Annotated in this window: 22 protein-coding genes; 2 read left to right on the top strand and 20 right to left on the bottom strand. The window is 37.4% G+C overall.

The window, feature by feature from the left end:
- Window positions 1–9: 9 nt before the first annotated feature.
- The 19 genes from Q4493_RS13100 to Q4493_RS13010 form a co-directional block, all read right to left on the bottom strand.
- The gene (locus Q4493_RS13100; protein ID WP_303453393.1) at window positions 10–771 is read right to left on the bottom strand and encodes a DeoR/GlpR family DNA-binding transcription regulator; all 762 of its coding nucleotides are present in this window, start codon (window positions 769–771) and stop codon (window positions 10–12) included.
- 162 nt (window positions 772–933) lie between these two features.
- Window positions 934–2292 carry a bifunctional UDP-N-acetylglucosamine diphosphorylase/glucosamine-1-phosphate N-acetyltransferase GlmU gene (gene glmU, locus Q4493_RS13095; protein ID WP_303453390.1) on the bottom strand — a complete coding sequence of 453 codons (1359 nt, stop codon included), beginning with the start codon at window positions 2290–2292 and terminating at the stop codon, window positions 934–936.
- An 86-nt stretch (window positions 2293–2378) separates the two neighbouring features.
- The gene (locus tag Q4493_RS13090; RefSeq protein ID WP_303453388.1) at window positions 2379–3113 is read right to left on the bottom strand and encodes a hypothetical protein; all 735 of its coding nucleotides are present in this window, start codon (window positions 3111–3113) and stop codon (window positions 2379–2381) included.
- A 57-nt stretch (window positions 3114–3170) separates the two neighbouring features.
- Window positions 3171–5072: an alkaline phosphatase gene (locus Q4493_RS13085; protein WP_303453386.1), complete on the bottom strand. Its 1902-nt coding sequence runs from the start codon at window positions 5070–5072 to the stop codon at window positions 3171–3173.
- A 32-nt stretch (window positions 5073–5104) separates the two neighbouring features.
- Window positions 5105–6658, bottom strand: a complete 1554-nt coding sequence (locus Q4493_RS13080; RefSeq protein ID WP_303453383.1) for an alkaline phosphatase — start codon at window positions 6656–6658, stop codon at window positions 5105–5107.
- A gap of 248 nt (window positions 6659–6906) precedes the next feature.
- Window positions 6907–7326 (bottom strand): F0F1 ATP synthase subunit epsilon, encoded by a 420-nt coding sequence (locus tag Q4493_RS13075; protein ID WP_303453381.1) that lies wholly within the window; start codon window positions 7324–7326, stop codon window positions 6907–6909.
- 59 nt (window positions 7327–7385) lie between these two features.
- The gene (gene atpD / locus Q4493_RS13070) at window positions 7386–8771 is read right to left on the bottom strand and encodes a F0F1 ATP synthase subunit beta (protein ID WP_303453379.1); all 1386 of its coding nucleotides are present in this window, start codon (window positions 8769–8771) and stop codon (window positions 7386–7388) included.
- A 44-nt stretch (window positions 8772–8815) separates the two neighbouring features.
- On the bottom strand, window positions 8816–9676 hold the full coding sequence (atpG, locus tag Q4493_RS13065; RefSeq protein WP_303453376.1) for a F0F1 ATP synthase subunit gamma: 861 nt from the start codon (window positions 9674–9676) through the stop codon (window positions 8816–8818).
- A 28-nt stretch (window positions 9677–9704) separates the two neighbouring features.
- Window positions 9705–11246 (bottom strand): F0F1 ATP synthase subunit alpha, encoded by a 1542-nt coding sequence (gene atpA / locus Q4493_RS13060; RefSeq protein ID WP_303453374.1) that lies wholly within the window; start codon window positions 11244–11246, stop codon window positions 9705–9707.
- A 13-nt stretch (window positions 11247–11259) separates the two neighbouring features.
- A complete protein-coding gene (atpH, locus tag Q4493_RS13055) occupies window positions 11260–11793 on the bottom strand; it encodes a F0F1 ATP synthase subunit delta (protein ID WP_303453373.1) in 534 nt (177 codons plus the stop codon).
- 14 nt (window positions 11794–11807) lie between these two features.
- Window positions 11808–12278, bottom strand: a complete 471-nt coding sequence (atpF, locus tag Q4493_RS13050) for a F0F1 ATP synthase subunit B (protein ID WP_303453371.1) — start codon at window positions 12276–12278, stop codon at window positions 11808–11810.
- A 45-nt stretch (window positions 12279–12323) separates the two neighbouring features.
- A complete protein-coding gene (gene atpE, locus Q4493_RS13045) occupies window positions 12324–12545 on the bottom strand; it encodes a F0F1 ATP synthase subunit C (RefSeq protein ID WP_076417406.1) in 222 nt (73 codons plus the stop codon).
- Window positions 12546–12586: 41 nt separating this feature from the next.
- Entirely contained in the window at window positions 12587–13354 is a 768-nt protein-coding gene (gene atpB / locus Q4493_RS13040; protein ID WP_303453368.1) for a F0F1 ATP synthase subunit A, read from the bottom strand.
- A gap of 33 nt (window positions 13355–13387) precedes the next feature.
- On the bottom strand, window positions 13388–13780 hold the full coding sequence (locus Q4493_RS13035; RefSeq protein WP_303453366.1) for an ATP synthase subunit I: 393 nt from the start codon (window positions 13778–13780) through the stop codon (window positions 13388–13390).
- A 176-nt stretch (window positions 13781–13956) separates the two neighbouring features.
- Window positions 13957–14859 (bottom strand): ParB/RepB/Spo0J family partition protein, encoded by a 903-nt coding sequence (locus Q4493_RS13030; RefSeq protein ID WP_303453364.1) that lies wholly within the window; start codon window positions 14857–14859, stop codon window positions 13957–13959.
- Between the two features lie 51 nt (window positions 14860–14910).
- A complete protein-coding gene (locus Q4493_RS13025) occupies window positions 14911–15675 on the bottom strand; it encodes a ParA family protein (protein ID WP_303453362.1) in 765 nt (254 codons plus the stop codon).
- A gap of 24 nt (window positions 15676–15699) precedes the next feature.
- Window positions 15700–16323 (bottom strand): 16S rRNA (guanine(527)-N(7))-methyltransferase RsmG, encoded by a 624-nt coding sequence (rsmG, locus tag Q4493_RS13020; protein WP_303453360.1) that lies wholly within the window; start codon window positions 16321–16323, stop codon window positions 15700–15702.
- A gap of 33 nt (window positions 16324–16356) precedes the next feature.
- A complete protein-coding gene (gene mnmG, locus Q4493_RS13015) occupies window positions 16357–18246 on the bottom strand; it encodes a tRNA uridine-5-carboxymethylaminomethyl(34) synthesis enzyme MnmG (RefSeq protein WP_303453358.1) in 1890 nt (629 codons plus the stop codon).
- A 405-nt stretch (window positions 18247–18651) separates the two neighbouring features.
- Complete coding sequence (locus Q4493_RS13010) at window positions 18652–19095, bottom strand: flavodoxin domain-containing protein (protein WP_303453356.1); 444 nt, start codon at window positions 19093–19095, stop codon at window positions 18652–18654.
- 173 nt (window positions 19096–19268) lie between these two features.
- Here Q4493_RS13010 and Q4493_RS13005 point away from each other — a divergent pair, with 173 nt between their 5' ends.
- Window positions 19269–20135 (top strand): VacJ family lipoprotein, encoded by an 867-nt coding sequence (locus Q4493_RS13005; RefSeq protein ID WP_303453354.1) that lies wholly within the window; start codon window positions 19269–19271, stop codon window positions 20133–20135.
- The gene (locus tag Q4493_RS13000; RefSeq protein ID WP_303453352.1) at window positions 20136–22547 is read left to right on the top strand and encodes an RND family transporter; all 2412 of its coding nucleotides are present in this window, start codon (window positions 20136–20138) and stop codon (window positions 22545–22547) included.
- 4 nt (window positions 22548–22551) lie between these two features.
- On the opposite strand, the gene mnmE is transcribed toward Q4493_RS13000, so the two are convergent.
- Window positions 22552–23922 carry a tRNA uridine-5-carboxymethylaminomethyl(34) synthesis GTPase MnmE gene (mnmE, locus tag Q4493_RS12995; protein ID WP_303453350.1) on the bottom strand — a complete coding sequence of 457 codons (1371 nt, stop codon included), beginning with the start codon at window positions 23920–23922 and terminating at the stop codon, window positions 22552–22554.
- Between the last annotated feature and the right edge of the window lie 59 nt (window positions 23923–23981).

Raw genomic sequence — 23981 nt, 5'->3', positions numbered from 1 at the left:
TTTTAATTTTTACTTTGCACAAATTAAATTTATGCCTTGTTTTATTAGTTTATTTCTCACGTCTTCAGATAAATCGTCATCAGTAATAAGTGTGTGCACTTGTTGCCATGGGATTTCTAAATTCGGAATTTTACGATTAATTTTTTCTGATTCGATCATCACAATCACTTCACGAGACACTTCAGCCATCACTTGGCTTAAACCAAGTAATTCATTAAAGGTAGTAGTGCCACGCTCAATATCAATGCCATCTGCGCCAATAAATAACTGATCAAAGTCATAAGAGCGCAAAACACTTTCAGCTACTTTTCCTTGAAATGATTCAGAAAGAGGATCCCATGTACCACCGGTCATCAATAAGGTCGGTTCATTTTCTAAGGCATGTATTTCTGATGCTATCGATAATGAGTTTGTCATTACCACTAAACCAGATTTTTTACTCAGTTCGTTCACGAGTGCCGATGTTGTGCTGCCACTGTCTAAAATAATGCGATTATGATCACGGATGAGAGTTGCTGCTTTTTTAGCAATACTAATCTTTCGTTTTGAAAGTTTTTCGCACTTTGGCTCAATTAATTCCCTCGGTAATGAAACAGCACCACCATAGCGGCGCAGTAATAACCCACTATTCTCCAGTGCTGCTAAGTCTTTTCTTATGGTAACTTCTGAGGTATCAAATTTCTTAGAAAGTTGATCAACGCTTACTTCCCCTGAATTATTTAGTTCAGTAATAATGATATGGCGTCGTTGTTTAGTATTTCTTTTTGTCATAACTTTCGATTTACTTAATTAAGTTTCGTTTTAAAACTTATCCATTTAAGCAAAAGTTGTGATAAAAAACAATCAGAATTTATTATTTGGTGGTATGAAATCGTATGTAGGAATTAAGGTTAGGGTATTAAATCGGCTTAATACCCCAGATAAGTGAATTTATTATTTTTTAGTCGGTTTTTTCCAACCGGCAATATTGCGTTGTTTTCCTCGCGCTACGGCTAACTCATCCACTTCTACATCTTTTGCAATAACAGATCCAGCCCCAACAGTAGCACCAGAACCAATAAATACAGGAGCAACCAATGAACTATTTGAACCAATAAAAGCGTTATCGTCTATGGTGGTATGAGATTTATTAACACCATCATAATTACATGTAATTGTGCCAGCTCCTATATTAACGTTGTTGCCAACTGTGGTATTGCCTAAATACGTTAAATGCCCTGATTTACTGCCACTACCTAAGGTGGTTTTTTTCATCTCAACAAAATTGCCAATGTGAGAGTTTTCGTTCATTACGCTGTCTGGTCGAATACGAGCAAATGGTCCCGCAGAACAGTTATCTCCAATGACGGCACCTTCGATAATCGTATTGGGTTTTATCACGGTATTTTCACCAATCGAGCAATCTTTCAAAATACAGTTAGCACCAATTGTTACGCCATGCGCTAACACCACTTCTCCTTCGAAAATACAATTAATGTCAATTTGTACTTCTTGACCTATCATCATTTTTCCTCGAATATCGATTCGATTAGGATCTCGAAGACTTGCCCCTGCAATCATTAACGCTTCAGCATTACGTAATTGAAATGCTCTTTCTAATGCCGCAAGTTGTACGCGATTATTAGCGCCTTCTACTTCAATTTCAGTTTCAGGGTGTGCTGTAGTTATTTCTTTGCCTTCATGGTGACAAGCAGCAATAATATCTGTTAAGTAATACTCGCCCTGGGCATTTTCGTTAGATAAATTTCCTAACCATCGCTTTAAATCTTTACCATTTGCTAAAAGAATGCCTGTGTTACATTCATTAATTTTTAACTGCTCTTCATTGGCGTCTTTTTGTTCAACAATACCAACAACCGTTTGATTTTCTCTCACAATTCGACCATAGCCGGTTGGATTTGATAAATGAACTGTCAATAAAGACATACCTTGGTCTGGTTTTACTTCTATCAGACTTTCTAAGGTTGAAACTTTCGTTAACGGCACATCACCATAAAGCACTAAAACATTTTCATCATCCTTTAAATAAGGTGATGCCATATCCACTGCGTGGCCTGTTCCTAACTGCTCTTTTTGTTCAACAAACGTTAAATCGTCACCAGTAACCACTGCTTTTAAAACGTCTCCACCAAATCCATAAACCACATAAATATTTTCAGCGTTTAAGTGGCGAGCTGCATCAATTACATGACTCACCATAGGCTTATCAGCAATTGGATGTAATACTTTTGGCAGAGAAGAGCGCATGCGAGTACCTTTACCCGCAGCAAGAATGACAACTGATAGCGACATAAAAATTCCGTGTTCTAATTAGGGTGTAATGAATATTGTAACCTTGTTATTTACTTCTGGGCTAGTTTAAATATTACATCCTGTTATTAATGTTGATGATCGTGTGCTAGTTGATTACCTTGTGCGTCGTAAAAACCACTGCCCGCATGGTTAATAAAGCCTAAACGTATCATTTTTCTTAAAAACGGATCTGATTCATTATCACCAATGTCTGCGTAATCAGTCATTTGATAATGTTCGATTTTGTTAAATGTATTTTCTATGTCACTTTTTAAAAAGATGGTTTTATTTAACTGCCAAACCGTTATTGTTTCTTTTTCATGATAGATAATTTTTTGTGCAAGTTGCAACTCTGGCTGCCACCACAGTTCTATCGATTGATCTTTGTTTGTAAATTTATAATGTTCAATACGATCACAACGTTTACCTTTAGTTGATATTAATGTCATTTTAGATAGTTGTTCTTCTGAAACTAACTGATATTTCAATTGCCATTTAGCTTTTGTTAAAGCTATGGGTTCAAACTCAATACCTTTTTGATAATGGTCAAAATAACTTACTTTTCGAAAACTATTATTTTTTAAGCTATGCCACTGGTTCGTGGTTTGTTTCGATGGGTTGATATGTAAAATATCATGGCCATTTCGCCACAACTCAAATTTACCTTTGGTTGGTTTAGTTTCATGATCTTTATGTGAGGTTTCAATTAAGTAAATCGCGCCTAATTGCTGATTTTTATTTATACATTGTTCCGTGGCATAACTTTCAAAGCTCATTAACAGGCTAGCCATAAAACAAAAAAGAATAACAAAATTTTTCATTAATTTTTCCCATAAAAATAGGGAAACAAGGTTTCCCTATCCAGTCACATTACAATATTAATTCATCGAATTTTCATTGCTCAAGTCTGCAGCAAAGTCCATGATATGAAATATTAAGCTTTGCTCATTAGTGCCAGTCACAAGTTGTGCTCCTGGGCCCATTGCATAAACAGCAACATCTTCACCTGCATGAGTTTCAGAAGATAAAGGTATTAATGCTTCTTGATGAAACCCTGGCGTTTGTGTTTCAACGTTAGTTAAATCTACACGCCCCGTAACAGCAGCTTCCATATAAGAGGCATCAGCATTGGTTTCATCACCTAAATCTCGGTAACCTAAACCATTGGTATAGCCTAATGTGGTGTAAGGCATGCCATCACTTGCTAACGAAGGTTCTTCTGAGCCAATACCAACCACTTTACCTAAAATAGGGTTACCGCGTTTAGGGTAGCCTGCAATAGTAAATACATGACTATGATCAGCAGTTACTATAATTAACGTGTCTTCATCATTTGTCGCATCCACTGCTGCTTGCACAGCTTTTGAAAACTCAATGGCATCATTTAATGCGTTGTAGGCATTACCGGCATGGTGAGCATGATCTATTCGTCCAGACTCAATTGATAAAAAGAATCCTTTTTCATTATTATCAAGTAAATCAATGGCTTTTGTTGTCATTTCAGCCAAGCTTGGTTCACCTGCAATATCGTTACCGCGATCAGCTTCATATTGCATATGTGATTCATTAAATAAACCAAACAGTTGGCGAGTCGTATTCGTATCAATACTATCAAACCCAGTTTTGTCCATAATGTACGAACCTTGAGGGTATTTTCCTTGCCATTCTGTCACTAAGTTACGATTATCAGTGCGATCACCTTCTACAGAGCTCACTGCATCAGCACTATTGAATGCTGCATCTTTTGGTAAAAAGTGGCGTCGACCACCTCCCATAACCACTTCAATGCCATCAACATTAATACCTGCATAGCGCGCTTCTAAATTCGCTTCAAAGTTTACTAATTGAGAAGCTATATCTTCACAACCACCATCAATAGCAGATTGCGGCATATCAGAAACATCTTCCCAATTTCGATTAGCAGATTTTGCATAAGTAGCTGCCGGTGTGGCATGTGTTATCCGTGCGGTTGAAATAATGCCTGTTGATTTACCTGCTATTTCAGCTAATTCTAATGCGGTTATCATTTCATTTCCCGCTACAGTAGAACAATCACCATAAGCAATATCTTCATCTACACCAATAACGCCAACGTCTGTTTTTATTCCAGACATCATTGCGGTCATTGTGCCAGCTGAGTCTGGTGTTTGCGCATCAACATTATAGGTTTTTGCAAAACCCGAGAAAGGAAATTTATCAAAGCTTAATTGGTTTTCTTCGCCCATTAATCCTTTACTTTGTCCATCTAAAATACGAGCAGCCGTTACTGTAGAAACGCCCATACCATCGCCGACAAAAAGAATCACATTCTTTGCAGTACCTCTAAGACTATCAAGCTCTGCTTGTGTGTTAGCGAAAGCAACTTTAGTAGCCGATGAGGTAGCATTAGCCTGCTCGCTTACTTCTTGCCAAATAGCTTCAGCTGCAGCTATTTCAGAAGCGCCAGCAACAAACCACGAATTATAACTATTGGTTGCGATATCTGCTGAGGCTACTTCATTAATAGTTGGCGCACACACAAACTGGCTTTCACTAAATTCACTTTCTTCTAATACACCATCGCTATTTGCATCAATGCCTGAATCTATTCTAACGCCGCTGTTTAAACAATTATTGTCACCCACAGGTAATTCTGTTTGCTTAACTAAACTTGTTAATCCATTTACACCATTACTTCCATTAGTGCCGTTTACGCCATCTTTTCCGTTATCACCATCACCACATGCACTTAGTGCTAATGTTAATGAAGCTGTGATTGCTGAAATAATATATTTTTTCATAAGTTTATATCCTTAATTATTATTGGATGACATTAGTCAACTAGGCCTAGTGCGCGATTAATTAAATGGAAAATGACACTTTGCTCTACTGTGCCCTGAATAAGATGAGCGCTTGGCCCCATCGCATGTACAGAAATATCTTCACCGGCATGGGTTTCTGATCCCAATGGAACCGTTGTTTCTTGATGGAATCCTGAAGCCGTTGTATCAACAGAAGTTAAATCAATACGCCCAGCCATTGCTCCTTCACTATAAGTAGCGTCAGCATCCGTTTCATTACCTAAATCTCGATAGCCTAAGCCATTCGCATAGCCCACAGTGGTATATGGCATACCATCTTTTGCTAATGAAGGTTCTTCTGAGCCAACGCCAACGACTTTACCTAAAATAGGATTACCACGTTTAGGGTAACCCGCAATAGTAAATACATGGCTATGATCAGCTGTAACAATGATTAATGTGTCTTCTTCATTTGTTGCATCCATTGCAGCCTTAACGGCTTTAGCTAGTTCGATGGTATCCGTTAAGGCATTACTTGCGTTTCCAGCGTGATGGCCATGATCGATACGACCTGACTCGACAGTTAAGAAAAACCCTTTTTCGTTATTGTCTAGTACATCAATCGCTTTAGCTGTCATCTCTGCTAAGCTAGGTTCTCCAGCAATATCATTCATCCGGTCCGCTTCATATTGCATATGAGATTCATTAAATAAACCAAATAGTTGCGGTGTCGTTTCAGCATCAATAGCTTCAAAGCCCGCTTTATCCATAACATATCGACCTTGAGGGTATTTTTCTTGCCATTCATTCACCAAATTACGGCTATCAGTACGATCTCCTTCCACTGCACTTACCGCATCAGCACTATTAAATGCCGCATCTTTTGGCAAGAAGTGACGGCGACCACCACCCATAACTACTTCAATACCGTCAACGTCGACACCTAAAAAGCGTTTTTCTAAGTTCGTTTCAAAGTTAATAAGTTGAGCAGCAATATCTTCACAGTTTGCACGTTCAGGGTTTTCTGCAATATTCATATCAGAAATATCTTCCCAGTTACGATCAGCTGATTTTGCATAAGCTGCTGCTGGCGTGGCATGGGTTATTCGTGCGGTTGAAATAATACCTGTTGAAATGCCTTTTATTTCAGCTAGTTCAACAGCTGTTACAACTTCATTTCCTTTGGTTGACGCGCAGTTTCCACGAACAACGTCTTCATTCACACCCAAGACACCTGCGTCGCTCTTTAAACCTGACATCATCGCTGTCATCGTGCCTGCAGAGTCTGGTGTTTGAGCATCAACATTATACGTTTTAACTAATGCTGAATAAGGAAACTCTTCAAAACTTAAGTAACCCTCTTCACCCATTCCACCATTTAATTGACCTTCTAAAATTCTCGCAGCGGTCAATGTTGAAACTCCCATTCCATCACCCACAAATAAGATGACATTTTTTGCTTTTATTGATCGTTGTTGGTTAAGCTTTGCTATTATTTTTTCTTGGCCTTGCTGATACCAAGTATTAGAAGTTTGTGAAGTAGGTACCGTTTGGGCTAAAGCGCCAGACGATAGTATACTGGCCATAACCAGTGATAGTCCTTGTTTAATCATCTATATTTGCTCCAAGTTCAATTTATTAAATTAAGAAAACTGAACTAAAGTAAACAACAACTATTAAGCTTGGGTTACATTAAAGTTACTATCATTTGACGGTTATGTGATGGAATTAAGACAGGGTTTATAAATTTTTTATAGCAACAAAAAAACGACTTATACCGAAGTAAAAAGTCGTTTTTTAAATCACTAAAACTTATGTAAGTATTAGAATGGAGCTACTTTTTGCTTGTTGCTTGAATTACGCGTAATTGCGCAACTGCACGTGCTAATTCAGACGCAGCTTCCGCATAATCAATATCATTACCTTGATCATTCAAATGCTTCTCTGCACGTTCTTTCGCTTCAAGTGCTGCTTGTTCATCTAAGTCATCGCCACGTACTGCAATATCTGCTAATACTGTTACGTGATTAGGTTGAACTTCAAGCATACCGCCAGAAAGATAGATAACTTCTTCGTTACCACCTTTTTTAACGATTCTCGCCATTCCAGGTTTTAGTGAGGTCAGCAAAGGTGCATGACCAGGCATAATACCTAGTTCACCTTCGCTACCTGTGATCTGTAATGATTCTATAGCGCCAGAGAATAAACTCTCTTCAGCACTTACTACATTCAGATTGACAGAAAGTATTGCCATGTTGACCTCCTAAATAGGTGATTAAACCGTTAGTTAACGATTGTAATCACCAACCTACATTACATGTTTTTCGCTTTTTCAGCTGCTTCTTCAATAGAACCAACCATGTAGAAAGCTTGCTCAGGTAAGTCATCATATTCACCAGCAAGAATACCTTTAAAGCCAGCAATTGTGTCTTTAAGTGATACATACTTACCAGGAGAACCTGTGAATACTTCAGCAACGAAGAACGGTTGAGATAAGAAACGTTGGATCTTACGTGCGCGAGATACTGTTTGCTTATCTTCTTCAGATAACTCATCCATACCTAAGATGGCGATGATATCTTTAAGTTCTTTATAACGTTGTAGTGTTGATTGAACACCACGAGCCGTTTCATAATGCTCAGCACCAACTACTAACGGGTCTAATTGACGCGAAGTAGAATCAAGTGGGTCTATTGCAGGGTAAATACCTTGCGATGCGATATCACGAGAAAGTACAACAGTTGCATCTAAGTGAGCAAAGGTTGTTGCTGGAGATGGATCGGTCAAATCATCCGCAGGTACGTATACCGCTTGGATTGAAGTGATTGAACCTTTCTTCGTTGACGTAATACGCTCTTGAAGAACACCCATTTCTTCAGCAAGTGTAGGTTGGTAACCTACCGCTGATGGCATACGACCTAACAATGCAGATACTTCGGTACCAGCAAGTGTGTAACGGTAGATGTTATCTACGAAAAATAATACGTCACGACCTTCGTCACGGAATTTTTCAGCCATAGTCAAACCTGTCATCGCAACACGAAGACGGTTTCCTGGAGGCTCGTTCATTTGGCCGTAAACTAACGATACTTTATCTAGTACGTTAGAATCGTTCATTTCATGGTAGAAATCGTTACCTTCACGAGTACGCTCACCTACACCAGCAAATACTGAGTAGCCGCTATGCTCGATCGCGATGTTACGAATAAGTTCCATCATGTTTACGGTTTTACCAACACCAGCACCACCGAATAAACCAACTTTACCACCCTTAGCGAATGGACATACTAAGTCGATTACTTTGATACCAGTTTCTAGTAATTCACTCGACATTGATTGCTCAGCGTAAGCTGGCGCCGCACGGTGAATTGACCATTTTTCTTCTTCGCCGATTGGGCCAGCTTCATCGATAGGCTCACCCAATACGTTCATGATGCGACCCAAAGTTGCAGTACCAACTGGAACTTGGATGTTATCACCTGTGTTTTCTACTGTCAGACCACGACGCAAACCGTCTGATGAACCCATAGCGATAGCACGAACTACACCACCACCTAATTGCTGTTGTACTTCTAGTACTAAGCCTGAAAGGTCACCTTCAGTTACATTTAATGCGTCATATACCTGAGGTACAGCATCTTGTGGGAATTCTACATCCACAACTGCGCCAATGATTTGGACGACTTTACCTGTACTCATGTTTAATCCTCTAATCTTGTGCTCTTAAAATTAAGAACCTTTGCTTATACCGCTGCAGCGCCGGCACAAATTTCACTCAATTCTTGAGTAATGCTTGCTTGACGTGCTTTGTTATATACCAATTGTAAATCATCAATTAAGTCACCCGCGTTATCGGTTGCAGCTTTCATTGCAACCATACGAGCAGCTTGTTCACATGCGAGATTTTCAACTACACCTTGATATACTTGAGATTCTGTATAACGAACTAATAATTGTTCAAGCAATGCTTGAGCATCTGGTTCGTATAAATAATCCCAGCGATGCTTAATTGCGTCATCATCTGACTTAGGCAAAGGTAAAAGTTGATCGATTGTCGGCTTTTGCGTCATCGTATTAACAAACTTGTTATATACAATGAACAATCTGTCTATCTCACCATTGTCATAGGCGTTTAACATAACCTTAACACTACCAACTAAGTCAGTTAATGAAGGGTTATCACCTAATCCTGAAATTTGTGAAACGACTTTAGCACCCATATTATTGAAAAAAGCAGTAGCTTTAGAACCTACTACAGCAAATTCAACTTCGGCGCCTGCTTCCTGCTGTTTACCAGCATCAGCAAGTACTTGTTTAAATAAATTAATATTTAAACCACCACACAAACCTCGGTCTGTTGAGACAACGATATAGCCTACGCGCTTAGCTTCACGTTCTTCCATATAAGGATGACGGAATTCTAAATTACCAAGCGCGATGTGACCGATCACATTTCGCATATTTTCAGCGTATGGACGAGAAGCAGCCATGCTATCCTGCGCTCTGCGCATTTTACTAGCTGCAACCATTTCCATCGCGCTGGTGATCTTCTGTGTATTTTGTACACTTCCGATCTTTGATTTAATCTCTTTACCACCAGCCATGACTATTCTCCGCGAAAAGGTTAACTAATTACCAAGTTTGAGTTGCTTTGAAAGCTTCAATCGCTTTCGCTAAACCAGACTCGATATCTTTGTTATAGTCGCCTTTTTCGTTGATAGTAGCCATCAACTCAGCGTGCTCATTGTTTACGTATGAACGTAATGCTTCTTCAAAATCAACAACTTTGTTGATTTCAACATCATTTAAAAAGCCTTTTTCTGCGGCAAATAATGATACTGCTGTTTCAGCAATTGACAATGGGCTGTATTGCTTTTGCTTCATTAATTCAGTAACACGTTGGCCATGCTCTAATTGAGCACGAGTCGCGTCATCTAAATCAGATGCAAATTGAGCAAAGGCTGCTAGCTCGGCATATTGTGCTAATGCTAAACGAATACCACCACCAAGTTTCTTGATGATTTTAGTTTGAGCAGCACCACCAACACGTGATACAGAAATACCAGCGTTAACCGCAGGACGAATACCTGAGTTAAATAGGTTAGATTCTAAGAAGATCTGACCATCGGTAATTGAGATAACGTTAGTTGGTACGAACGCCGATACATCACCCGCTTGTGTTTCAATAATTGGTAATGCTGTTAAAGAACCTGTTTTGCCTTTAACTTCACCATTTGTGAAACGTTCAACGTATGCTTCGTTTACACGAGCAGCACGTTCTAGTAAGCGTGAGTGAAGATAGAATACGTCACCTGGGTATGCTTCACGACCTGGCGGACGACGTAAAAGTAATGAAATTTGACGGTAAGCAACAGCTTGCTTAGACAAATCATCATATACGATTAGTGCATCTTCACCGCGATCACGGAAGTATTCACCCATAGTACAACCAGAGTAAGCTGATAAATACTGTAAAGCCGCAGCTTCAGAAGCAGATGCCACAACAACGATAGTATTTTCTAACGCGCCGTGCTCTTCTAATGAACGAACTAAGTTCGCAACAGTAGAAGCTTTCTGACCGATTGCTACGTATACACACTTAATACCAGTGTTTTTCTGGTTAATAATTGCATCTAGTGCGATCGCTGATTTACCAATTTGACGGTCACCAATGATAAGTTCACGTTGACCACGTCCGATTGGAATCATTGCATCAATTGATTTGATACCAGTTTGTACTGGCTCATCAACTGATTTACGATCGATAACACCTGGTGCTACAACTTCAACTGGTGCAAAACCATCGTTTTCGATTGGTCCTTTACCGTCAATTGGTTCACCTAAAGTGTTTACTACACGGCCTAATAAACCGCGTCCTACTGGTACTTCCAAAATACGGCCAGTACCTTTAACTTTTACGCCTTCAGCTAGATCCGCATATGGACCCATAACTACCGCACCTACCGAATCACGGTCAAGGTTAAGCGCTATTGCGAAGCGGTTGCCAGGAAGTTCGATCATTTCGCCTTGCATTACATCAGCAAGACCATGGATACGAATAATACCATCTGTTACAGAAACGATAGTACCTTCGTTACGAGCTTCACTAACTACGTCAAACTGTTCAATACGATTCTTGATCAGTTCAGCGATTTCAGTGGAATTCAGTTGCATGCTCTGTTCCCCGTTAAGATTGTATTGTTGTTGCTAAGCGGTTCAATTTACCTCTAACTGAACCATCTATCACCATGTCACCAGCTTTAATTACTAAGCCAGAAACTACGTTTTTATCAACACTACAATTGAGCTTTACTTTTCTTGCCAAACGCTTTTCAAGCGCGGCGCTAATTACTTTCTGTTGTGCTACTTTTAGTTTCACAGCAGAGGTAACATCGACAGATATTTCTTTTTCGAATTCAGCTTTTAATTCGCTAAATTGCGTTAATACCTGTGGTAGCACCAACAAACGTTGATTTTCAGCCATCACTTTTATTAAGTTTTGGCCGTTACTGTCTAATTGAACATCACATACTTTTAAGAAAAGATCTGTGGCTTGTTCAACTGATGCACCACCAGAAATATATTCTGTAATAGTGGCATCTTTAGAAACTTCAGCAGCAAATGTTAGCATTTCATGCCAAGCATCTATTGCTTTTGCTTCTACAGCAAAATCGAACGCTGCTTTAGCATAGGGACGAGCGACGGTTGTCAATTCAGACATAGCTCTATTCCCTCTTAAAGTTCAGCTACAAGTTTATCTAAAATGTCGCTATGTGCAGCGGCATCAATTGAACGCTCGAGAATTTTCTCAGCACCAGCTACCGCAAGAACAGCCACTTGTTGGCGTAATTCTTCTTTCGCTTGGTTACGTTCAGTCTCTATTTCTGCATGACCAGCAGCTAAGATTTTTTCTTTCTCAGCTTGTGCTTTTTCAGCAGCTTCTTCAACTAATTGCGTTTCACGCTTTTTAGCAGCTTCAATAATTTCAGCAGCTTGCGCTTTGGCTTCTTTTAGTTGTGCAGTAGCTTTCTCTTGAGCAAGCTCAAGATCTTTAGCAGCACGGTCTGAAGCAGCAAGTCCGTCAGCAATAGTTGCTTGACGAGCTTCGATGGCACCAATAATTGGCGGCCATACATACTTCATACAAAAAATTACGAATACGATAAATGCGATTAATTCACCAACTAAGGTCATATTAAGATTCATTTATGTATCTCCTATTCAAATTCGCGGTTAAAAAACAACTTAAAATTAAGCACCAACTGCGAATAATAGGTATAAGCCGATAGCAACACCGATCATCGCGATAGCATCGATAAGACCCGCTACGATGAACATTTTCACTTGAAGTTGAGGTGCTAATTCAGGTTGACGTGCAGCAGACTCTAAGAATTTGCCACCAAGTAAACCAAAACCAATCGCAGTACCAAGAGCACCTAGACCGATTAATAAAGCAACAGCGATATATAACATATTTATCTCCGATTATTTAAGTAAAGTTATAAAGTTAAAAATTAGTGTTCTTCGTGAGCTAGACTCAAATATAGAATCGTTAGCATCATGAAAATAAACGCTTGTAATGGGATAACCAGCAAGTGGAACGCTGCCCATAAAAAGTGTACTGGCAACTGGAATAAACCAATTGTCGCAATCAGTAAAAATATCAACTCACCCGCATATAAGTTACCGAATAAACGTAACGCAAGTGACAATGGACGAGCTAATAAAGTAACCATTTCAAGAATAAAGTTCACTGGGTATAAAGACCAATGTCCAAAAGGTTGAGTGGTCAATTCTTTAATGAAACCACCAATACCTTTCACTTTTATTGAATAGTAAATAATTAGTACAAATACACCTAAGGCTAAAGCAAAAGTCATATTTGGATCAGTTGTTGGTACAGCTTTCATATAATGAACACCGAACAACTCAAAAATACGTGGAATTAAATCAACTGGTACCCAATCCATTGCGTTCATTAGTAAAACCCAAACAAATATGGTTAATGCTAATGGAGCAATTACAGGGTTATGACCATGGAAAGTACTTTTAACACTGTCATCAACGAATTCAACGATCATTTCAACAGCACATTGCAATTTTCCTGGTACGCCAGTTTCCGCTTTTTTGGCAACAGAACGGAAAATGGTTAAAAAGACCAAGCCTAAAAATATTGACCATCCTAGCGTATCTATGTGGAGTGCCCAAAAGCCTTCTCCAACAGTAAGATTTTGCAAATGATGTTTAATATATTCTTGGCTGGTAACTTCAGCAGCAGACATATTAAGGTTCCTAATGATTAAAGTTTAAAAATTCTAATGTTTAATAAAAAACGGTGTTAATAATGGCATTGCCACTACTAAACAAAAACTTGTGAAAAATGGTACCGGCAGTATCGCTAAAAATTTAAAGGCTAGCGCAAACAAAAGGGCCGTTAATACTATTTTCATTTTTTCGCCACTATAAAATGATTCCATCACTTTTTCTGACGATCTTGCTCCTGCATATCTAAACGCTTTTAAAGCAAAAAATATATTCGGGATTATTGTTACTGCACCGCCCGCTAACGCTGACTTTGCGTACTCAATTCCCCATTTAAAATAAACCACGAAAGCCAAAACAATAACAGCCACCAACATAGCGATAATTTGTTTAAAGGCGAAACGTTTTCCAACCTTGGTAAGTTCATTATTTTGTGTGGAACTCACAAGATTCTCCAAACGAAGCTTTTCGTATTATTTATAGTTTTTTAAAGTGAAAACTTTTACTTTAAAAAGCCGACGCAAGTATACTTAATTACAACACTAATGCAACAAAAGAGGGCGGTGGTTGCCCTCTTTATGTGCGATTATTATGTAATTTTAACTATTGATGTTATGAATAATTAAAAAGAACCAAACCGAGCAACAATACCATCGAGTTCATCTAAGTTTGTATACGATATAACAAGCTTACCTTTACCTTTAGTATTATGAGAAATAGTGACTTGTGAACCGAGCTTTTCTGATAAATTTTGCTCTAAAGATTTAGTGTTTGGATCTTTCACTTTTTCTTCTTTTACTTTTGCAGGATCTTGAATTTTCTTAATGAACGCTTCCGTTTCTCGAACGGTTAACTCTTTTGCGACGACGGCACGTGCTGTAGTGGTTTGTTCATCATTTTGCAATGCAAGTAACGCTCTCGCATGACCCATTTCAATGTCACCATGCTCCAACAAGGTTTTAACTTCATCATTTAAATTATTTAAACGAAGTAAGTTAGTGACTGTAGTACGAGATTTACCTACAGCTTCAGCGACTTCTTGGTGAGTTAATTCAAATTCAGTTAATAAGCGTTGCAGGGCAATCGCTTCTTCCATAGCGTTGAGATCTTCACGCTGAATATTCTCAATTAATGCAATTGCAACCGCAGCTTCATCTGGTACATCTTTAATTAAACATGGTACAAGATCAATTTCAGCTAATTGGGCTGCTCGCCATCGACGTTCACCGGCAATAATTTCATAACTGTTTTCACCAATAGGGCGAACAACAATTGGTTGAATAATACCTTGAGATTTTATTGAATTAGATAATTCATCTAACGCATCTGCCGACATATCTTTACGTGGTTGATACTTACCAGGTTGTAATTGTTCAATGGGAAGTTTTTGTAATTCACTTTGCGGTGGAGTGATCTCTTCAGCATTTGACGATAACGCTTGATCAGCGCTTTCTTCTTTTTTAGGTGCATTCGTTAATAATGCGTCTAAACCTCTACCAAGACCTCTACGTTTAGAAGGGCTCATAATATTCCTTGCTGATTTACAGTGTAATTATTTTAATTTTAGGATAATTTTTTAGTCTGCTTTACGCAATATTTCGCCTGCTAATGCTAAATATGCTTTTGCGCCTGTCGACGATTTATCATAATACATTACAGGTGCACCAAAGCTTGGAGCTTCAGCTAATCTTACATTTCTTGGGATAACGGTTCGATAAACTTTATCACCGAAATGACGCTTCAACTGCTCAGAAACATCATTAGCCAGTCGATTACGCGGGTCATACATAGTACGTAAAATACCTTCGATATGTAATTCGCCGTTAACGACAGAAGTAAGTTGAGCAATAGTGTCCATTAATGCAGTTAAACCTTCTAAGGCATAATATTCACATTGCATAGGCACTAATACAGAATCGGCTGCTGTCATCGCATTAACGGTTAACATATTTAATGAAGGAGGGCAGTCGATAATAATATATTCATAATCTTTTTTAATCGGTGCTAAGGCATTTTTTAATCGTTGTTCGCGGGCAAAAACTTCCATTAATTTAATTTCTGCTGCCGTAACATCGGCATTGGCGGCAATTAAATCATAAACACCTTCCGTGTTCTTACAAACCACTTGATCAAAAGGAAGCTGTTCTACTAATAATTCATAACATGTTGCAGGGACTTCATATTTATCAATACCACTCCCCATAGTTGCATTACCTTGAGGGTCAAGATCGATTAATAAGACCTTACGTTTTGTTGCTGCTAAAGAAGCTGCTAGATTTACTGCTGTTGTGGTTTTGCCAACACCACCTTTTTGATTAGCAACTGCAATAATTTTTCCCACTAGAACCTCGAACAATTGTTGTTATTAGTTTTTCTTAAGCTCTATTACATGCCTTTCACCGATAAGGTTTGGCACTGTAATTTCATGACTTTTTATTAATGATACATCATTTGGTAGTTGAGTTAATTCATCTTTTGGATATTGACCTTTTAACGCATAAAAACGGCCATCTTGATCAATAAGATGTTTACACCAATTAATCATATCTTCAAGTGAGGCAAAAGCTCGACTTAATACACCATCAAAAGGAACTTCTGGTTGATATTTTTCAACACGAGAAAGTAAAGGGGTAACATTAGCAAGTTTTAACTGAAAAACAACTTGTCTTAAAAAAGTAATACGCTTTCCTAAGCTATCTAATAACACAAACGAACGCTCTGGAAATAAAATAGCTAAGGGAATACCAGGTAAACCAGGTCCTGTTCCTACATCAATAAAATGTTCACCATCGAGAACTTCACCAACCGCTAGGCTATCCATAATATGTTTAACTAACATTTCATGAGGATCTCGAACAGAAGTTAAATTATAGGCTTTATTCCATTTTACTAATAATTCAACATATTGAATTAATTGGGATACTTGCGTTTCATTCACCTTAATATTTGATTTTTTAATTAAGGATGTTAATTCTGATATCAACGACATATTTTTATTATTTTACCTATTAGTAACAACAGTTTACGCTGACTTTCTTAAAAGGCCATGTTTTTTTAAATACACAAGTAAAAGTGAAATTGCTGCAGGGGTTATTCCTGAAATTCGTGATGCTTTTCCAATTGACTCAGGTTTTGCATCCGTTAACTTTGCAACCACTTCGTTAGACAACCCTGATATTTGAGCATAATCAAAATCATGCGGAATTAAGGTATCTTCATGACGTTTTTTCTTTGCAATATCATCCAATTGACGTTCAATATAACCAGCATATTTAATTTGAATTTCTACTTGCTCAGCCGCTTGTTTATCTGCAAGCGCAGGCCCAATACCTTCAATTTCCATAAGATCATCATAACGAACTTCAGGACGACGAATTAAATCTTCAAGATTATTTTCACGACTGATAGGATTTTTCAATAATGGATTTATTTTTTCTGCTGCCGGATGATCTTTTTGGATCCATTTTGACTTTAAACGCTGACGTTCAACTTCAATATTTTCCATTTTTTCATTAAAACGACGCCAGCGATTTTCATCAACTAAACCAAGCTTGTGACCAATTTCAGTTAAGCGAATATCGGCATTATCTTCACGTAATAATAAACGATATTCAGCGCGAGAAGTGAACATACGATAAGGTTCTTTAGTGCCCAAGGTTGCTAAGTCATCCACTAAAACACCCATATAAGCTTGGTCTCTACCAAGTACTAATTCATCTTTACCTTGCACTCTGGCAGCCGCGTTAGTTGCAGCAATTAAACCTTGCGCACCAGCTTCTTCATAACCAGTGGTACCGTTAATTTGGCCCGCAAAATATAAGTTTTTGATTAATTTACTTTCTAAGGTTTGTTTTAAATCACGAGGATCAAAAAAGTCATACTCAATTGCGTAACCTGGTCGAGTGATATGAGCATTTTCAAAACCTTTTATCGAACGAACTAAATTCATTTGTACATCAAAAGGTAAGCTTGTAGAAATACCGTTTGGATAAATCTCATGAGTGGTTAAACCTTCAGGTTCAACAAAAATTTGATGTGAATCTTTTTCAGAAAAACGATGAATTTTATCTTCAATAGATGGACAGTAACGAGGACCAATCCCTTCAATTACGCCGGTGTACATAGGAGATCTATCTAAGCCACCTCGAATAATATCGTGAGTTTTTTCATTGGTATGTGTAATAAAACAAGATACTTGCTCTGGGTGATCGTTTCGCGATCCTAAAAATGAAAAGACCGGTCTTGGATCATCACCTGGTTGTTCTTCCATTTGAGAAAAATCAAGGGTTCTAGCATCTAAACGCGGTGGTGTACCTGTTTTTAATCGATCAATTCTAAAAGGTAAATCTTTTAATTTATTCGCTAAATTAACACTTGCAGGATCGCCAGCTCTACCACCTTGATAGTTATTCATACCAATATGTATTTGACCTGCGAGGAAAGTACCAACGGTTAACACAACAGATTGGGCTTTAAATTTTAAGCCCATCTGAGTAGAAACACCGACAACTTGATCATTTTCTAAAATAAGATCATCACAAGGTTGTTGAAAGATGGTCAAATTTTCTTGGTTTTCTAAAAAATTTCTTACAAATGAACGATATAACACTCTATCAGCTTGAGCTCTGGTTGCTCTTACAGCAGGCCCTTTACTCGCGTTTAGTGTTCTAAATTGAATAGCGGCATGATCCGTAGCGGTTGCCATTAAACCACCTAACGCATCAATTTCTTTAACCAAATGTCCTTTGCCAATCCCACCAATGGCTGGATTACACGACATTTGCCCTAAAGTATCAATATTATGAGTAAGCAATAGAGTCTTACAGCCCATACGTGCTGAGGCTAATGCAGCTTCAGTACCTGCATGTCCACCACCAACAACAATGACATCGTATGATTCTTGATACCACATAAATTAAACCTTAGAAAAATATTTAAAAATAAAAGGGCACGTATTTTAACTGTTTTTATTGTTAAGTGAAACGATCATTTTCAATAAATGATCTTCAGTGGATCGTTAAATAATATATAAGATCTATTTAAAGATCTTATTATTATTACTTATTAGTAAATGGATTTTCTGTGGGTAAGTCCTTTTTCTTTATAAAGATCAATTGACTAAGTAGGATCATTTATTGTGATCAAACGTTGATCAATTAGCTTATAAGCTTTGATCAAAACATCTAGTTATCCACAATGAGTATTTATTAATTTATTACAAACTGGAAAATAACCGTTAATTCATAGCTTATTTTATTTTTATCCACATTTGGTTGTTTTTTAGTGTGATGCTGTGAATAACTTTTCGATATATTGATTAAATACGATCGTTATTTTCTATGATCCACTGTTTAGCTTCTTCTTCAGGATCTATATCCTCAAGCATATCAAATGTTTTCAAAGGGATGATTTCTATAGAACCTTTTGATTTTAAAAGATTATTAATGTTTTTAGCGGCGTAACAAAAGGTATCGTAACTTGTATCACCAAGACCTATGGTAAAGAAGCGTAACTTAGATAGATCGTCAGTTGATTCTGATAAGTTATTAACAAAGGCTTGAATATTATCTGGATACTCACCAGCGCCATGAGTAGATGTACAAATTAGCCATGTTTGATTTTCGATGGGGATTTGAGAAAAATCGGGTGATAAATGTACTTCTGCTTGATGATTTAAAGACGATAATATTTCTTCACATGCTTCTGCAACATATTCACTTCCACCTAACATACTGCCAACAATTATTTGTAATGACGCCATAACTCACCTAATTAATTTTATATTGAATGGCCGCATTATATTTTTAGCTAGGCATAGTTAAAAGGTTTTAATTCTGTTCCTATAGGGGCTGTTGATCTTTCGCGGTTAAATTTTGTTATAGTGCTTAGGAGTTATTGATCTTTTTATTAACATTGAGTTGAAGGAAAAGCATAGTGGTAAAAATTTTCAGGGATAAACTTTTTACACGATTTCTTAACTATCGACGTGGCTTTGTAGTTTTATCTTTTATCGGTTTACTTACCGCTTGTTCTTCATCGCCTAACGATATTAACGATAATAGCTTAGTGGTTAATCAATCGCAGCAACAATCTGATTTAGGGCCTTATCAGAAAAATGCAGATTTACCTTCTGTCGTGACCTATCAAGTAATAGACGATCCGCTTAGGTTTATTAATGAACCTATTTTTACTTTTAATGATGTGTTTTATGAATATTTATTAACGCCAATTAGTCGCGGATATCAGGCAGTTATGCCTGACTTTATTGATCAAGGTATTGGTAATTTTTTTAATAATTTAGCAGAGCCTGTTTCTGCAATAAATCATTTATTACAAGGTGAATTTAAACGTTCGGGTAAAAATTTATCTCGACTGTTAATCAATTCTACTATCGGTTTACTTGGATTGTTTGATCCGGCGACTGATTGGTTCGATATTCAACAAGACCGTACTCGTTTTGCGAAAACCATTGAAAGTTATGGCGTTGGACGCGGGGCTTATTTAGTTTTACCTTTTATCGGGCCGTCAAATATTCGCGGGTTAGTCGCTTTGCCATTTGATCATTATGCCCATCCGCTTAACCATATTAATGATGACGAAGCGGCTTCTCAGCTTTTAATCATCAATGGTATTCATCGCCAAATTCCCCTATTAGCGAAATACCCTCAAATGCTTGAAGGAGTTGATAATCGTTATGAGTTTATTCGAAATTTATATATCCAAAGCAGTAAAAGAGATCAAGAGTTTGGTGAAAAACCGGTAATTATCAGTACTAAAACGAATGAAATGGAAAAAAATTAGATGGGAAACATTTCATTTTCAGATAAGCAAATCAGTCTGTTTTCAAAAATCACTTGTCTTTTCTTTGTGATTTTAACTGGGTTTTTAGGTTGGCAAGCGACACATTTTGAAATTGATGCCTCCGCTGATACGCTTTTGGTCGATAACAATCGTCATCATATTATTAGCCAAATAAGTGATCACCGTTATGGCGCTCAAGAGTTTATTTTAATTGCTTTTAAACCGAAAAATGCTGATATATTTTCACATGAAAATTTAGATAAATTAACAAAACTCGGTAATGAACTAGCGGCAATTGAGCGGGTAGCACAAGTACGTAGCATAGCAAATGTCCCTATTTTTGCTCATGCGACTAATTTTTCTGGTGATGTTAATACGCTGACATGGCAAGTTCAGAAATACTCGTCTGAACTTTTACAAAAAACGTTAAAAAATCATCCTTTGTATGAAGGATTATTAGTTAATAAACAACAAACCGCTTTAGCTTTGCAAGTGGTTTTTCAAGAAGATAAAACACTCGTTAATTTACAAGCTGAAAGTCTTGCCATAAAACAACATTTACTTAAACGTGATTTAACACAATCAGAAAAAGATCAACTCGTTAACTTAAAAATCAAACAAGATAATATTACTAAATCACTTGATATCACTCGTATAAAAGAAATTAACCTCATTAGAAATATCATTGAAAAATATGGTGAAGAAAAGGAGTTTTATCTTGGCGGCAATAACTTATTAGCCTATGAATTAATTAATATTATTGAAAGTGATTTATTGCTGTTTGGAAGTATTATCTTAATTGCGGTTATTGTTATTTTAACCTATTTATTTAGACAGTTTAGTTGGGTGTTTTTACCGATCTTTTGTTGCGCAGTAAGCGTGATAATTACACTAGGTTTACTTGCTGTTTTTGCTTTAAAAGTAACGGTTATCTCAGCCAATGTAATTGCTTTGCAAATTATTTTGTCGCTTGCGATGATCATTCATTTAATTATTCAGTATCAAGAGTTCGTTGAAACAGGCCGCTTTACAACTCAAACTGCTTTAGTATTAGCAACCCTTAAAAGTAAATTTAAACCTTGCTTGTTTGCTGCCATCACAACAACCGTTGGTTTTGCTACGCTAATTTTTAGCTCTGTACAGCCTGTTATTAGTTTTGGTTGGATGATGGTTATTGCCATGTCGGTGAGTGTTATTGTCGGCTTGGTATTTTTTCCAGCTTTATTATTGAGTATATTTTCGATTCAAAAGCACGTCGCAAAACATACAATAATAGAACAATTTATGTCGAGCATGGCTAACGTGGTAAATCGCCTGCCGACTAAAATTAGTCTTTTAACTATCGTTGTTACTTTAGCTTTTGGGGTAGGGTGTTTTAAATTAACGGCTGAAAATAGTTTTTTAAATTACTTTTCAGATTCTACCGATGTTAAACGAGAGTTAACCTTTATTGATCAAGAATTTGGTGGCTCAACGAGTTTCGATGTCTTATATAAAATTCCTAAAGCGCAGCAAAAGAAAGATTTAATTTTATCGGCTGAAACGGTACAAACCATCACCGCCATTCAAACGATGTTAAGCCAACAAAAGGCGATTGGTAATATTACATCCGTTGCTGACTTTACTCGCATTGCTCAAGTGGTCAATGGTAAGCCTCTCACCGAATATGAACTAACAGTGTTGTATAAAAGCTTAGATAAAGACATACAACGAGATTTATTTGGTGGTTATTTTTCACCTTCGAACAATGAGCTTCGTATAAGCACTCGTATTCAAGATAGCCATCAAGCATTGAATCGCGCTGATTTATTAAAAGATATTCATCAAGAATTGGCCAACTTAGGATTAGCAAAAAGTGATTATCAACTCACGGGGCTTTTCATTTTATATCAGCATATTTTAACTAAGCTTGTTGATTCGCAAATATTAACGTTATTACTGGTTTATGCGGCAATGACGATTATCTTAATGATGATTTTTTCTTCGTTAAAAATAGCCGTTATTTCACTGGTACCTAACATTATTACAACTGCGATTATCATGGGGATTATGGGATGGTTTGCTATTCCGTTAGACTTAATGACAATCACCATAGCAACCGTCGCGATGGGAATTTCAATGGATGATACTATCCACTATGTTCATCGTTATTTAGAAGAGAATGCGAGTAATAACCAAATAAATAATGCAGACACATCCGCTAAGTTGAATATCATCAAACAAACCAATTTATCGGTAGGGTATGCATTAATGTACACCACTGTGATTATTGTTATTGGTTTTGGTATGTTGGTATTTTCCAACTTTGTACCGAGTATGTTGTTTGGTTTATTAACGAGTATTGCGATGTTTGTGGCATTGATCACCGACATGACTATTCTGCCGGTGATGTTGAAGAAGTATGTACGCTAGTTAATTACTTACCGATACAAAATGAAGAGAAAATTTCTCCTAATAAGTCGTCATTGGTAAATTCACCAGTAATTTTATTGAGTGCTTCTTGGCATAAACGTAATTCTTCAGCGAGAATTTCACCAGCGACATAAGCTTCTAGCTGTTCTAAACCTATTATTAAATGATGATGCGCTTCTTTTAATGCTGAAAGATGGCGTCGGCGAGCCATAAAACCACCTTCAGTATTGCCTTGATAGCCCATGATTTCTTTTAAATGTTCTTTTAATTCGTTTGTACCTTGCCCTGTTTTTGCGGATAAGGTGATAGTGGGTAATGCATTATTTTCTTCTATACCTGTAGTTTTGCCAGATAAATCGGCTTTATTTCTGATCACACTTAAGCCAATGTTTTCGGGTAATTTTGCAAAAAAATCAGGCCAAATATCTTTGGGGTTTTGATATTCCTCTTTGGTGGAATCAACCATTAGCAATACTCGATCTGCTTGTTTGATTTCTTGCCAAGCGCGTTCTATGCCTATTTGTTCTACTTTATCAGCGCTGTCACGAAGTCCTGCGGTATCAATGATATGTAATGGCATGCCATCAATATGAATTTGCTCTGAAAGGACATCTCTTGTAGTACCTTCAATATCTGTGACTATGGCACTTTCTCTTCCACTTAAGGCATTAAGCAAGCTTGACTTACCAGCGTTAGGGCGACCTGCAATGACCACCCGCATGCCTTCGCGAATGATGCTGCCTTGTTGTGCTTGTTGTTGAACATCTTCTACTTGTTTAATAATGGCTTTGAGATCATTCACAATCTTTTCATCGGCAAGAAAATCAATTTCTTCTTCGGGAAAATCAATCGCCGCTTCAACATACATTCTTAAGTGAATGGTCGACTCAACCATTTGATTAACTAATTTTGAAAAGTCACCTTGCAACGAGTGTAAAGCGCAGCGAGCCGCTTGCTCTGAACTTGAATTAATTAAATCAGCAATGGCTTCTGCTTGAGTTAAATCAAGCTTGTCATTGATAAAAGCCTGTTCACTAAATTCACCTGGTTTTGCCATTCTTATTTTATCTAGGCTTAATATTTCTTTTAACAGCATATCTAAAATAATAGGGCCACCGTGGCCTTGTAACTCAAGCACATCTTCACCGGTAAAAGAGTTTGGTCCTTTAAAGTAAAGGGCAATACCTTGGTCAAGTACTTGTTTGTCCAACGCATGAAAAGGTAAGTATTCTGCTTTTCTTAATTCGGGGACTTTGCCTAAAATAGCTTGGGCGACATTTTTTACTTCAGGACCTGATACTCTTATGATGCCAACGCCGCCTCTTCCTGGTGCGGTTGCTTGTGCAGCTATTGTTTCTTTATAGGCTTGTAACATGGCAGATTAACTCGGTTTTGGTATTCATCATTAAATTAGCTTTATTATAAACGGTTAGT

This window comes from Colwellia sp. 1_MG-2023 (assembly GCF_030546755.1).
Taxonomy (GTDB): Bacteria; Pseudomonadota; Gammaproteobacteria; order Enterobacterales; family Alteromonadaceae; genus Thalassotalea_H.
The sequence above is the reverse complement of the archived record's forward strand: the minus strand, read 5'-3'. Positions and strand labels throughout refer to the sequence as shown.